Annotated in this window: 12 protein-coding genes; 4 read left to right on the top strand and 8 right to left on the bottom strand. The window is 74.7% G+C overall.

What is annotated here, in order from left to right; genetic code table 11:
- Positions 1 to 66 precede the first annotated feature (66 nt).
- From ACI795_RS13565 to dxr, 4 genes are all read right to left on the bottom strand, one after another.
- Positions 67 to 918, bottom strand: a complete 852-nt coding sequence (locus tag ACI795_RS13565) for a GNAT family N-acetyltransferase (protein ID WP_457076049.1) — start codon at positions 916 to 918, stop codon at positions 67 to 69.
- Between the two features lie 29 nt (positions 919 to 947).
- Positions 948 to 2,108, bottom strand: a complete 1,161-nt coding sequence (ispG, locus tag ACI795_RS13560; RefSeq protein WP_457076048.1) for a flavodoxin-dependent (E)-4-hydroxy-3-methylbut-2-enyl-diphosphate synthase — start codon at positions 2,106 to 2,108, stop codon at positions 948 to 950.
- Between the two features lie 78 nt (positions 2,109 to 2,186).
- Positions 2,187 to 3,623, bottom strand: a complete 1,437-nt coding sequence (locus ACI795_RS13555) for a M50 family metallopeptidase (protein WP_457076047.1) — start codon at positions 3,621 to 3,623, stop codon at positions 2,187 to 2,189.
- Complete coding sequence (gene dxr, locus ACI795_RS13550) at positions 3,575 to 4,777, bottom strand: 1-deoxy-D-xylulose-5-phosphate reductoisomerase (RefSeq protein ID WP_457076046.1); 1,203 nt, start codon at positions 4,775 to 4,777, stop codon at positions 3,575 to 3,577. The genes ACI795_RS13555 and dxr overlap by 49 nt, the downstream gene beginning before the upstream one ends.
- Before the next feature lie 269 nt (positions 4,778 to 5,046).
- Here dxr and ACI795_RS13545 point away from each other — a divergent pair, with 269 nt between their 5' ends.
- The 4 genes from ACI795_RS13545 to ACI795_RS13530 all read left to right on the top strand — a co-directional run bounded on the left by ACI795_RS13545 (position 5,047) and on the right by ACI795_RS13530 (position 8,514).
- On the top strand, positions 5,047 to 5,943 hold the full coding sequence (locus tag ACI795_RS13545; RefSeq protein WP_457076045.1) for a hypothetical protein: 897 nt from the start codon (positions 5,047 to 5,049) through the stop codon (positions 5,941 to 5,943).
- 107 nt (positions 5,944 to 6,050) lie between these two features.
- Positions 6,051 to 6,938 carry an LCP family protein gene (locus tag ACI795_RS13540; RefSeq protein WP_457076044.1) on the top strand — a complete coding sequence of 296 codons (888 nt, stop codon included), beginning with the start codon at positions 6,051 to 6,053 and terminating at the stop codon, positions 6,936 to 6,938.
- Positions 6,939 to 7,016: 78 nt separating this feature from the next.
- A complete protein-coding gene (locus tag ACI795_RS13535) occupies positions 7,017 to 7,337 on the top strand; it encodes a DUF2631 domain-containing protein (RefSeq protein WP_457076043.1) in 321 nt (106 codons plus the stop codon).
- 313 nt (positions 7,338 to 7,650) lie between these two features.
- Complete coding sequence (locus tag ACI795_RS13530) at positions 7,651 to 8,514, top strand: LPXTG cell wall anchor domain-containing protein (protein ID WP_457076042.1); 864 nt, start codon at positions 7,651 to 7,653, stop codon at positions 8,512 to 8,514.
- 78 nt (positions 8,515 to 8,592) lie between these two features.
- On the opposite strand, the gene ACI795_RS13525 is transcribed toward ACI795_RS13530, so the two are convergent.
- The 4 genes from ACI795_RS13525 to ACI795_RS13510 form a co-directional block, all read right to left on the bottom strand.
- A complete protein-coding gene (locus ACI795_RS13525) occupies positions 8,593 to 9,315 on the bottom strand; it encodes a VIT1/CCC1 transporter family protein (RefSeq protein ID WP_457076041.1) in 723 nt (240 codons plus the stop codon).
- Positions 9,312 to 10,490: a 23S rRNA (adenine(2503)-C(2))-methyltransferase RlmN gene (gene rlmN / locus ACI795_RS13520; RefSeq protein ID WP_457076040.1), complete on the bottom strand. Its 1,179-nt coding sequence runs from the start codon at positions 10,488 to 10,490 to the stop codon at positions 9,312 to 9,314. Before rlmN ends, ACI795_RS13525 begins: the two co-directional genes overlap by 4 nt.
- Positions 10,491 to 10,561: 71 nt before the next feature.
- Complete coding sequence (locus tag ACI795_RS13515; protein ID WP_457076039.1) at positions 10,562 to 12,010, bottom strand: hypothetical protein; 1,449 nt, start codon at positions 12,008 to 12,010, stop codon at positions 10,562 to 10,564.
- Between the two features lie 131 nt (positions 12,011 to 12,141).
- Positions 12,142 to 12,831: a TrmH family RNA methyltransferase gene (locus ACI795_RS13510; RefSeq protein ID WP_457076038.1), complete on the bottom strand. Its 690-nt coding sequence runs from the start codon at positions 12,829 to 12,831 to the stop codon at positions 12,142 to 12,144.
- Between the last annotated feature and the right edge of the window lie 35 nt (positions 12,832 to 12,866).

The raw sequence follows: 12,866 nt of genomic DNA, 5'->3' as shown, positions 1-12,866 counted from the left end.
CGCGCCGGGAACCGAGGCCGCCGCACCACCAGCCCCGGGACTCACAGGCCGGGCGGGAGGGACCGCCTAGAACAGCACCGAGGCGTAGGTGCCGACCTGCTGGAACCCCACCCGCTCGTAGGTGGCGCGCGCGGCCCCGTTGTAGTCGTTGACGTAGAGGCTCACGACCGGGGAGATCACCGTGCGGGCGTGCTCGACCACCGCCGCGGTGCCCCGCTGACCGACCCCTTGCCCGCGCAGGTGCGGCGCGACCCACACGCCCTGCAGCTGGCAGGCCGCGCGGGACACGGCACCGACGTCGGCCTTGAACAGCACCTGGCCGTCCTCGATCCAGGCCAGCGCGTGCCCCGCCCGGACCAGTTCGGCCACGCGGGCGCGGTAGCCGGCGCCGCCGTCGACCCGCAGCGGGCTGACCCCCACCTCCTCGGTGAACATCGCCACCGCCGCCGGCAGCAGGGTGTCCAGCTCGTCGAGCCGGACCGGCCGCACCCGGGGCTCCACCGGCACGGCCGGTGGACCCTGGATCGCCAGCAGTGGCTGGCGGGCCCGGACCTCACGCGCCGGGCCCCAGGAGGGTTCGAGCAGCTCCCACAGCGGCAGCACGGCCGCCGCCGGCCCGACCACGGTCGAGCAGCGCCGGCCGGCGCGGCGGGCGCGGTCGGCGAAGGCGGTGGCCGCGGCCTGCTCGGCGCCCGGGCGGGCGAAGGGGATCAGGTTGGCCCCGGCCAGGCAGACCGCGTCCAGCCGCCGTCCCGACCACAGGCCCCACAGCGGGGCACCCAGGACGGAGGCCGACGTCCCGTGGGCCTCGATCCGGCCGGCCAGCATGCAGGCGGCGACCGGGTCGGTGGCCAGCAGGTCGCGGACGGCGCCCTCCTCGTCGGCGTCCAGGACCCGCGCCGATGGCGCGCGCAGCACCCGGCCCCCGCTCTCTCAGCCCGGCAGGTTCAGGAGACGGTGACGACGGGCGGGCCCGAGGGGGTGCCGTCGGCCACCTGGGCGGCGGCGATCCGCTGGGCCTCCTCGATGAGGGTCTCCACGATCAGCGCCTCCGGCACGGTCTTGACCACCTCGCCCTTGACGAAGATCTGGCCCTTGCCGTTGCCCGAGGCGACGCCGAGGTCGGCCTCGCGGGCCTCGCCCGGGCCGTTGACGACGCACCCCATCACGGCGACCCGCAGCGGCACCTCCATGCCCTCCAGCCCGGCGGTGACCTCGTTGGCCAGCGTGTAGACGTCGACCTGGGCGCGCCCGCACGAGGGGCAGCTGACGATCTCCAGGCCGCGCTGGCGGAGGTTCAGCGACTCCAGGATCTGGTTGCCGACCTTGACCTCCTCCGCCGGCGGAGCCGACAGGGACACCCGGATCGTGTCGCCGATGCCCTGGGACAGCAGCGCGCCGAAGGCGACCGCGGACTTGATGGTGCCCTGGAACGCCGGCCCGGCCTCGGTGACGCCCAGGTGCAGCGGGTAGTCGCACTGGGCGGCGAGCAGCTCGTAGGCGCGCACCATGACCACCGGGTCGTTGTGCTTCACCGAGATCTTGATGTCGCGGAAGTCGTGCTCCTCGAACAGCGAGCACTCCCAGAGGGCGGACTCGACCAGCGCCTCCGGCGTGGCCTTGCCGTACTTGGCCAGCAGCCGCTTGTCCAGGGAGCCGGCGTTGACCCCGATCCGGATCGGGGTGCCGGCGTCCTTGGCCGCCTTGGCGATCTCGCCGACCTTGTCGTCGAACTTCTTGATGTTGCCCGGGTTGACCCGGACCGCGGCGCAACCGGCGTCGATCGCGGCGAACACGTAGCGCGGCTGGAAGTGGATGTCGGCGATCACCGGGATCTGCGACTTCCTGGCGATGATCGGCAACGCCTCGGCGTCGTCGGTGTCGGGGACCGCCACCCGCACGATCTGGCACCCCGAGGCGGTCAGCTCGGCGATCTGCTGGAGCGTGGCGTTGATGTCGGCGGTCTTGGTGGTGCACATCGACTGGACGCTGACCGGGGAGTCGCTGCCGACGCCGACGCCCCCCACGTCGAGCTGACGGGTCTTGCGCCGGGGCGCGAGGACCGGTGGAGGAGCTGCGGGCATGCCGAGACTGACGGGGGTCGCCATGCCGATCAGTATCCCCCTCCCCGCCACCGCGGCGCCGCCACGCCCGGTGTGACCGCCGCCCTGCTGCGGCGACGGCGCTCAGCGCAGCGTGATCGGGTTGACCACGTCGGCGATGACCAGCAGCCCGGACAGCAGCACGAACAGGCCGGCGACGACGTAGGCCACCGGCATCAGCCGGGCGATGTCGAACGGGCCCGGGTCGGGCCGGCCCCGCAGCCGGGCGACGGTGGACCGGGCCTTCTCGTAGAGCGCGCCGGCCACGTGCCCGCCGTCCAGCGGGTACATCGGCAGCAGGTTGAACAGGAACAGGATCAGGTTGAGGCTGGCCAGCAGCCCCACGAAGAAGCTGACCTTCATCGTGGTGGTGAACCCGTCGAAGGCGAACGCCTCCCCGGACAGCCGGCCGACCCCGACCAGCCCGATCGGACCCTCCCGGTCCCGCTCCTCGCCCAGGAAGGCGGCGCGGAACAGCTGCGGGATGCGCTCGGGGATGCCGATCAGCCGTTGCACCGACTCGCCGACCACGTCGGCGAAGTAGCCGGGCAACGTGCTCACCGGCTGCCGGACGTAGGTCTGCGCGGACTCCACGCCCAGGTACCCGACCTCGGCGGTCCCGTCGGGCGCCCCGTCCCCGTCGGGGTCGGTGTAGACGGTGTTCTGGATCGGGGTGACCGTCAGGAGGAGCTCCCGGGTGCCCCCGTCCTCCTCGCGAGCGACGGTCAGGGTGAGCGGCTCACCGGCACTGGCCTGCACGGTCTCGACCAGCGCGTCCCAGCCGTCGTCGGGCGCCTCGGGCAGGGGCTCGCCGTCGATCGCGAGCACGGTGTCGCCGGCCCGGAGCCCGGCCTCGGCGGCCGGCCCGGCCGGGGGCAGTGCGCAGTCCGGCGCACCGAGGGTGCACTCCTCGCCGGCCGGGGTGATCGGCACGGCGCAGGGGTCCTCGGCGCCCGCGCTCGCCGCGCCGGCGGGGAGCACGCACCCGGGCACGGCCTTCAGGGTCGGGCTCACCGTCGGCAGGCCGATGCCGACCAGCAGGACCAGGAAGAAGAGGACGGCCAGCACCAGGTTGTGGAGCGGCCCGGCGGCCATCACGATCACCCGCTGCCACCAGGGCTTCTTGTAGAAGACCCGGTTCCCGTCGGTGGGCAGGACGTCGTTGAGCGCGGCGCCGCGGACCTCGGCGATGAAGCTGCGCATCCGGGTGGCGCGCTTGCTCTCGCCCTCCTCGGCCGGCGGGATCATGCCGACGATCCGGATGAAGCCGCCCAGGGGCACGGCCTTGATGCCGAACTCGGTCTCCCCGCGGCGGCGCGACCACACCGTCGGGCCGAAGCCGACGAAGAACTGCGGCACCCGCATGCCGAACTTCCGGGCCCAGTAGAAGTGCCCGAACTCGTGGAAGCCGATGCTGAACAGCAGCCCGACGGCGAAGGCGACGATCCCCAGGACCGTCAGGAGGAACCCGCTCAGCTGAAGCCTCCGGCGATGGCGGCGCGGGCGTGCTCCCGGGCCCACCTCTCGGCGGCCAGCACGTCCTCGACGCAGGTGGGTGCGCCGAGGTCCGGCGCGGCGTCGAGGGTACGCGCGATCACCTGCACGATCGCCGGGAACGACAGGTGTCCGGCTGTGAATGCCGCGACCGCCTCCTCGTTCGCGGCGTTGTACAGCGCCGGGACGACGCCCCCTGCCTCACCCGCCTGCCGGGCCAGCCGGACGGCGGGGAACACCTCGGCGTCCAGCGGCATGAACTCCCAGGTGCTGGCGGTCGACCATTCCAGCGCCGGCTGCACGCCCGGCAACCGGTCGGGCCAGGCCAGCGCCAGCGCGATCGGCAGCCGCATGTCCGGGGGGCTGGCCTGGGCGATGGTGGCGCCGTCGGCGAAGGTGACCATCGAGTGCACGATCGACTGGGGGTGCACCACGACGTCGATGTCGGCGTAGGGGACGCCGAAGAGCAGGTGCGCCTCGATCAGCTCCAGACCCTTGTTGACCAGGGTGGCGGAGTTGATCGTCACCACCGGCCCCATGTCCCAGGTCGGGTGGGCGAGCGCCTCCTCCCGGGTGACGCCGGCCAGCTCGGCGGCCGTGCGGCCACGGAACGGGCCGCCGCTGGCGGTGAGCACGAGCCGGGCCACTTCCCCGCGGGCGCCGCCGCGCAGGCACTGGGCGAGGGCGGAATGCTCGGAGTCGACCGGGACCAGCTGGCCCGGTGCCGCCGCGGCGGTGACCAGGTCACCCCCGGCGACGAGTGACTCCTTGTTGGCCAGCGCGACGGTGCGGCCGGCCGCGAGCGCGGACAGCGTCGGGCCCAGTCCGATCGACCCGGTGATGCCGTTGAGGACGACGTCGGCGGGGCGGGCGGCGAGTTCCTGGGCGGCGCGCGGACCGGCCAGGATCTCCGGCAGCGCGTAGTTGCCCTGCGCCCAGCCACGTTGCTGGGCGGCGGCGTAGAAGGCCAGCTGGAGGTCCTGCGCCGCGGTGGCCCGGGCGACGGCCACGGTGCGCACGCCCAGTGCCAGCGCCTGCTCGGCCAGTCGCCCGACGTCCCCGCCGCCGGCTGCCAGACCGGTGATGCGCAGCCGGTCGGGGAACTGCCGGGCGACGTCGATCGCCTGCCGGCCGATCGACCCGGTCGACCCCAGCACGGTGACGGTGCGCGGCTCGCTCATGGGCCGATCCTGCCAAGGCACCCCGAGTGCCCACGCCGGGTGGGCACGACACGGCGACCCCACAACGTCCGATGGATCGTCATCTGACCAAGGAAATGGCCATATGGCACAACGTGCGCCAGTTGGAATCTGGACACCATCCGCCCCTTCCGTGCATTTGTGGTCCTCTCTCCGGCGTGTCGTCGTGCACAGCTACAGCTCAGCCAAATCCGTGCCGATACTCATCTCGACGGCTCGGCACTCGGGCCCCCGATCAGACGGAGAAGCTCATGACCCGCGTGTCCCCGTTCCGCGCCACCGTGGCGACCGGCCTCGTCCTCGGCACCACCACCCTGGGTGTGGCGCTCGCCCCGGCCGCCCTGGCCGCGGACACGCTGCCCCAGCCGACGATCAAGTCGGCGACCGTGGAGGTGGGCGACACCATCACCGTCACCGGCACCGGGTGTCAGGCCCCCGCCGATGCCCTGCACCCGGCGGACGTCTACTACGTGGGCCCGAACCCGAGCTACTTCGACGGCTGGACCACGGCCGAGGCAGACGGCAGCTGGACCCTGGAGATCGGCATGTACCAGGAGATCACGCCGGGCACGTACCAGCTGGAGATCGACTGCGACTACTACGTCGACGGCGGCACGTACCCCCCGGTGACCGTGACCGTCGTGGCCGACGGCGCCCTGAGCCAGCCGACCACCACCCCGGCCCCGACGGCTGCGCCGCCGGTCGTCACCGGTGTCCTCGGGACGAAGGCCATCACCCCGGGCGTGGCCGCCACCAAGGCCACCAGCGCCCTCACCGACACGCTCGCCGCTCCCGGCGAGAAGGTCGTCCGGGTGATCAAGGGCTTCCAGCCCTTCGAGGAGGTCACAGTGACCCTGCACTCGACCCCGCAGACCGTCGGCACCTTCAAGGCCGACGGCAACGGCGTGCTGACCGCGGAGTTCACCGTCCCGGCCGGCACCCCGGTCGGCGACCACACGCTGGTCTACAACGGCACCGTGACCTACTTCCAGGAGTCGTTCGAGGTCGCCGGCGCCGGTGACCCCCGCCTCGCCTACACCGGCGCGAGCATCGCCCTGCCGCTGGCCCTGGGCACCGGCCTGGTCGCCCTCGGTGGCGGCGCCCTCATGGTCACCCGTCGCCGCGCCTCGGGGGCCTCGCAGGCCTGAGCATGACCACACCGCACGCGCCGGACGCCGGCCAGGGTCTCCCTGGCCGGCGTTCGGCGCGTCCAGGCCCCCTCGCGCACCGCCCTCGGCTGCGCGCCAGCCTGCTGGTGCTCACCGCCCTGCTCCTCGCCCTGGTCGCCGACGTCGCCGTCGTCGGCGCGCGGGTCGACCGGCTCGACGTGGACCTCTCCGGCGGCCCCGGCGACGCGGACGGCCGCACCTGGGTGCTCGTCGGGCTGGACTCCCGCGACCGACTGCCCGCCGGCACGGACGTCGCGGAGTTCGGCACCGCCGACGACGTGCCGGGATCCCGCGCCGACGTCGTCGTCGTGGTGCACCAGACCGATGCCGGGACCAGTGCCTGGTCGGTGCCCCGCGACCTCCTCGTACGGACGAGCACGAACACCGAGCGACTCGCCCTGACCTGGCTGGACGGCGCACGAGCGACCGTGGCGGGTCTCTGCGGCCTCGGCATCCCGACAGACCACCTGGTCACCATCGACCTGGCCGGGTTCGCCGCCGTCGTCGACGCAGCCGGCGGGCTGGAGCTGGAGGTGGCCGAACCGGTGCGCGACCAGCCGGCCGGGCTGCAGATCGACGAGGCCGGTCGTCAGCACGTCGACGGGGCGACCGCCCTGGCACTCGTGCGCTCACGCCACCCCGAGCACCTGGTCGACGGGGCATGGCGCGCGGCCCCCGTCGACCCGGACGGCCGGGCCACCGCAGCCGGGACGGTGCTCGCCGCCCTCGCGGAACAGGTGCGGGGCGCCACGCTGCGCCCCTGGCGCCTCCAGGCGGTCGCCTGGACAGGCTCGGGCGCCGTCGCGGTCGACCCGGACACGTCCATGGCCGAGCTGGCGGGGCTCGCCAACGCCGACCTGGGCCAGGTGCAGGTGCTGCCGGTCAGCGAGCCCCTGGGCGGCACCATCGCCCGGCGGGCGACGGACCGGACCGCAGAGGCGGTGGCCGCGGCAGGGCTCGCCTGTGCCCGGTGACCGGGTCGGCACCCGCGCCGGGACGCCACGCCCGCGCCCATCGGGTGCCGAGCCGTGCGGCCTGGCAAGATGACGCCCGTGAGCGAGCACAGCGGCCGGGGACAGGGCCACCAGACCAGCGCCCGGGTGGTCGAGCAGTCCGATCGTGTGGAGGGCATCGTCCGTGCGGGCGAGGCCCCCATCACCCACGAGACCCCCGAGGACTGGGGGTGGCACGGCGAGGCCGGCAAGTGGGGCCGCATCGGCGGCTGGTTCATGGTCCTGGTGGTGCTCGCCTTCCTGATCGGCAACCACGAGGGGCAGGTCGAGGACCTGTGGATCCTCGGCTTCGCGCTCTACCTCGCGGGGCTCCTGGTCTGGGACTGGCGGCGGCGGAAGAACGCCTGGCGCTCACGCTGACCTGCCGCACCTCGGAAGGCCCGCCCCCACCCTGGGGGCGGGCCTTCGTCGTGTCCGGCTGCTGCGCCACCCGCCCCGTTCCCAGCGGCACGTGCCGACCGGAGGACCGTCCAACAACTGGACTGTCAGCCGCAGTTCGTCACGACTTCACAGCCCCCACGGTCGGCGATCTGGACATCGCTGATCGGAATTGTCCGAAGATGACGTGCTCTACGGCGCGTCGCCGTCGACATCTACAGCAGTTGGAGAACTCAGCCGATACACATTGCGCCAACAGGCCCACCCCGGGCCGCCACTGAGAACCGGAGCCCCCATGTCCCGCGTGTCCCCGTTCCGCATCGCCACCGCGACCGGGCTGGCCGTCGGCGCCGCCGTCGTCGGCGTGGCGCTGCCCTCCGTCGCCCTCGCCGAGGAGGCGCTGCCCGCCCTGTCGCTCAGCACGAGCAACGTGGCTGCCGGCACCGCGTTCACCGTCTCGGGCACCGAGTGCATCCAGATGGGCAAGGACCCGGTCGGGACGGTGCTCGCCTATGCCGGCACCGATGTCCAGGGCATGGAGGAGGCCGCCGTCGAGGTGGCCGAGGACGGCACCTGGACCGCGTCGCTGACGTTCCCGGCCGGCACCGCTGCGGGCACCTACGCCGTGTACGGCGCCTGCGACACCTACTGGGAGGTCACCGACTACCCGGTCGCCTCCGTCACCGTCGGGAGCGCCGCTCCGGCCGCTGCGCCCGCCAAGGCACAGGTCTCGGTCGCCAACGGGGTCACGACCGTCACGGCTGCCCCCGGCCAGTCCCTCACCCCCGAGAAGGCCTTCACCCCCGGGCAGAAGCTTCGTCTGAACCTGACCGGCTACACCCCCGGCGAGCTCACCGCCTGGACCCTGCACTCCACCCCGCGGGACCTGGGCGACCACACCGCCGACGGCACCGGCACCCTCAGCGCCGCCCTGACCCTGCCGACCGACGTCGAGGCCGGCGAGCACGAGCTGTGGGTGACCCGCGCCGATGGCACCGTGCTGAAGTACCCCGTCACGATCGCCGCCGCGGGCCCCCAGCTGGCCTACACCGGTGCCGACGTGACGGTTCCGCTGGTGCTCGGCGGCGTCCTCGTCCTGGCCGGCGCCGGCGCCCTCGTGGCCACCCGCCGTCACCGGGGCACCGGCGCTGCGGTCTGACCCACCCGGGACACCAGGAGGCCCGCTCCCCACGGGGGCGGGCCTCCTGCCGTTCCCGGCGGGCCGGGAACGGCAGGATCAGCCGACGCTCACGCCGATCGCCAGGCCGATGAGGTAGGTGGTCCCGGCCGCCAGGGCTCCGAACAGCAGCTGCCGCAGACCGGCGGACCACCACGGCCGCGGGGTGAACCGGGAGGACAGCGCACCGGCCACGGCGAGCCCCAGCCCGCCGCTGGCCAGCGCGGCCCACAGCAGCGGCCACCCCAGCAGGTAGGGCAGCAGGGGGATCAGCGCCCCGGTCGCGAACGTCAGGAACGAGGAGACCGCGGCGACGCGCGGTGAGGGCCGGTCGGCCGCGCTGACCCCCATCTCGGCCAGCACGTGCAGCTGCAGCGCCGTCTCGGGGTCGCGGGACAGCTGGGTGGCCACCTGCTCGGCCAGGTCCGCGTCGACGCCGCGGTCGCGGAACAGCTGGACCAGCTCGGCCCGCTCGCCGGCCGGGTTGCGCTCGAGCTCGCCGCGCTCCTTGGCGACCTCGAGCTCGAGCTGCTCGTTCTGGGTTCGCACGGAGGTGTACTCCCCGAGCGCCATCGAGATCGCGCCGGCGACCAGGCTCGCCACCCCGGAGAGCACGACGGTGCGCGCAGCTGCCCCGCCGGCGCCCACGCCGGCGACCAGCGCGGTGTTGGTGACCAGCCCGTCCATCGCGCCGAAGACGGCGGCGCGCAGCCAGCCGCCGGAGACGTCGGCGTGGGTGTGCTCCGGGGCACCGGCCTCCGGGAGCACCCCGGGAGCGCTCACTCCTGGTCCGACTCGGACCCGAGCGGCACGCCCTCCTCGACCTCCGGGGTCGCCACCGCGACGCTGGGCACCCCGTCGACCCGGTCGGCCGCGGCGAGCTGGCCGCAGGCGCCGTCGATGTCCTGGCCACGGGTGTCGCGCACCGTCGTCGGCACGCCGGCCGCGCGCAGCCGGGCGACGAACTCACGCTGGGCCGGCAGCGGGCTGGCGTCCCACTTGCTGCCCGGGGTGGGGTTCAGCGGGATGAGGTTGACGTGCGCGAGCCGCTTGGCCAGCAGCTTTCCGAGCAGGTCAGCACGGAACGGCTGGTCGTTGACGTCGCGGATCAGCGCGTACTCGATGGAGTAGCGGCGGCCGGTGCGGCGGGCGAAGTCGTCGGCGGCACCGAGCACCTCCTCCACGTTGAACCGCGTGTTGATCGGCACCAGGGTGTCGCGCAGCTCGTCGTCGGGGGCGTGCAGGCTCACCGCCAGGGTGACGTTGAGGCCCTCCTCGGTGAGCTTGCGGATCGCCGGCACGACGCCGACCGTCGACACGGTCACCGAGCGCTGCGCCAGCCCCAGCCCGTGCGGAGCCGAGGTGAGCAGCGCATCGAGGGTCTTGCGGACCCGGGCGTAGTTGGCCAGCGGCTCGCCCATGCCCATGAAGACGACGTTGGACAGCCGGCCCGGCCCGCCGGGGATCTCACCGTTGGCCATGGCGGCGGCCGCGGCGACCGCCTGGCCGATGATCTCGGCGGCGGAGAGGTTGCGGGTCAGGCCGCTCTGGCCGGTGGCGCAGAAGGGGCAGGCCATGCCGCAGCCGGCCTGGCTCGAGATGCACACCGTGGCCCGGTCGGGGTAGCGCATGAGCACGCTCTCCACCAGGGCCCCGTCGTGCAGCCGCCACAGCGTCTTGCGGGTGCGCCCGCCGTCGGCGGACTGGTGCCGCACCGGCGTCAGGAGCCCGGGCAGCAGCGCCTCGGTGAGGTCGGCGCGGGCGGCGGCCGGCAGGTCCGTCATCTGCTCCGGGTCCGTGATGCCGGCGTAGAAGTGCCGAGCGAGCTGGTCGGCGCGGAACGCCGGGTGGCCGAGCTCGGTCACCGCGGCACGCGCCTCCGCACGGGTCAGGTCGGCGAGGTGACGGGGCGGCTTGGTGCGGCGCGGGGCGTCGAAGACCAGGGGGAGAGCAGTCATGGCGTGTACATCGTCCCACTCCCCCGGCCGCTCCGGCACACGCGCGGCGTGAGATGGCTCCCCCGCAGGGGTCAGCGGGGGACGGCCGGGGCCATCAACGGCACGTCCGCGTCGCGGCCGCCCGGATCGGACGGCGGCTCCGTGGTCGGGTCCGACGACGGGCCGGTGGTCGGTCCGCTCGTCAGCGGAGGTGTCGTCGGGGGTGTCGTCGTCGGGGGTGTCGTCGTCGGCGGCGTCGTCACCGGGGGCGTCGTCGTCGGCGGCGTCACCGGGGGCGTCGTCGTCGGCGGCGTCGTCGGAGGCGTCGTCACCGGAGGCGTCGTCGGAGGCGTCGTCGGAGGCGTCGTCACCGGCGGCGTCGTCGTCGGCGGCGTCGTCACCGGAGGCGGCGTCGTCACCGGAGGTGTCGTCGGCGGCGTCGTGACCGGTGCCCCTGTCGGCGTGGTGACCGGAGGCGTGGTGACCGGAGGCGTGGTCGGCCGGATCGGCAGGCGCCCCGGCCCGTCGCCCGCCGGCGGAGCCGGGACGGGCGCCGGGGCCACGAACGGCGGCGCCAGGGGGGCGGGGGCGAGCGCCTGGGCCGGCGGGTCGGCCACCACCGGCGCCGGGACGGCCGGGCCGACGACCGCCACCTCGCGGCGCGCGGCCGCCTGGGGCGGTGCCGGGGCGTCGACCGACTCCGAGGCCGAGGGCAGCGGCTGCTCGACCGCCGGGGGCACCGCCGGCGGCGCCACCGAGGGGCGGCGCGGACGGCTCGCCGAGGTGCTCGGCGAGCTGTCGCCCGAGGCGTCCCGAGCGGCCGCCGCGACCGCCGGCTGGTCGCGGTCGCCACCGCCGCCCAAGCCGGCGACGGCGCCGAACACCCCGGCGATCACCAGGACGACCAGCGGCACCAGGACCCGCGCCCACCGACGCGGCGGCACCGGCGGGCCTGCGACCGAGCGCACCGGCGGCCCGACGGCCGGGGCAGCGACCGGGGCAGCGGTCGGGACGGCGGCAGGCGCCGGCGCGGGTGGCCGGGCGGCGGCCTCCACCGCGAGCACCTCGTCCGCGAGGCGGGACGCGGCCAGCGCCACCTCGGCGCGGACGACGGCCCGCTCCTCCTCCGCCCGGCGGAGCGCGGCCAGTTCCTCATCGAGCTCTGCGGCGGCCCGGATCAGCTCGGCCCGGTGGTCGGCGGTGCGCACCTCCGTGTCCGACTCGGAGCCGGCGGCCGCGTCCTCGGCGAGGACGTCGTCACCGGACACCTGCTCAGCGGGAGCTGACCCGGGGACACTGCGCTCCCCCGGGTCCCCGTCGGCCGCGGCGATCCAGGAGGGCAGCCACACCTCTTCCCAGGCGTCGCGCGGGTCGGCCTCGGCGGGTCCGTCGGTCTGCGGCGGGGGCAGCTGGTCGGCCGGCTGCACCGGCCCGGCGTCCGCAGCAGGCTCGACGGCGTCCGGGGCGTCGCCGGCGCCGGCTCGCGGCTCCGCCGGGTGCTCGCCCGTCGCCCGATCGACCTCTGGTCGGCCCGACCCCACACCCACTCCTCACCGGCGACCGTCCCACCGATCGCCCGAGCACGACCGGTCCCGTCGACCGCGCCTCGGATGCTCCCCTGCGGGACGCCCCCGGCCCGGCGTGACGGGGCGGTCACATCTGACGACGCGCGTCAGACCTTTGGTGAGGTCTCGCCAGCCGCGGGAGGTTCGGCGTGCTGTCGGATCCAGGTGTGCATGGCGATGCCTGCGGCCACCCCGGCGTTGAGGGAGCGGGTGGAGCCGTACTGGGCGATGGAGACGGTGAGCGCCGCCCCGGCCGACGCCGCCGGGGTGAGCCCCGGCCCTTCCTGCCCGAAGAGCAGCAGGCAGGCGCGCGGCAGCCGGACCGTCTCGAGGGGCACCGCGCCCGGACCGTTGTCCACCCCGACCACGACCAGTCCGGCCGCGTCGGCGTGCGCGAGCAGCGCCGCGACGTCGGGGTGGTGGCGCAGGTGCTGGTACCGGTCGGTGACCATCGCCCCGCGGCGGTTCCACCGGCGCCGGCCGACCACGTGCACCTCGGCGGCGAGGAAGGCGTTGGCGGTGCGGACGACCGTCCCGATGTTCAGGTCGTGCTCGAAGTTCTCGATCGCCACGTGGAAGGGATGCCGTCGCCGGTCGAGGTCGGCGACGATCGCCGCCATCCGCCAGTAGCGGTACCGGTCGACGACGTTGCGGCGGTCACCGGTGGCGAGCAGCTCGGGGTCGTAGCGGGGGTCGGTGGGCCAGGGACCGGGCCACGGGCCGACGCCGACGGTCGTCCCCCACTCGGTGGGTCCCGGTCCGCTCTCCTCGGCTGCGAGGTCCTGCCGCTCGGCCACCGGCGCATGCTGCCACGCCCGGTGCCGTCGGCCTC

It is taken from the genome of Modestobacter sp. SYSU DS0290 (assembly GCF_054050955.1).
Note: the sequence above shows the minus strand (reverse complement) of the source record. Positions and strands in the feature narration are given on the sequence as shown.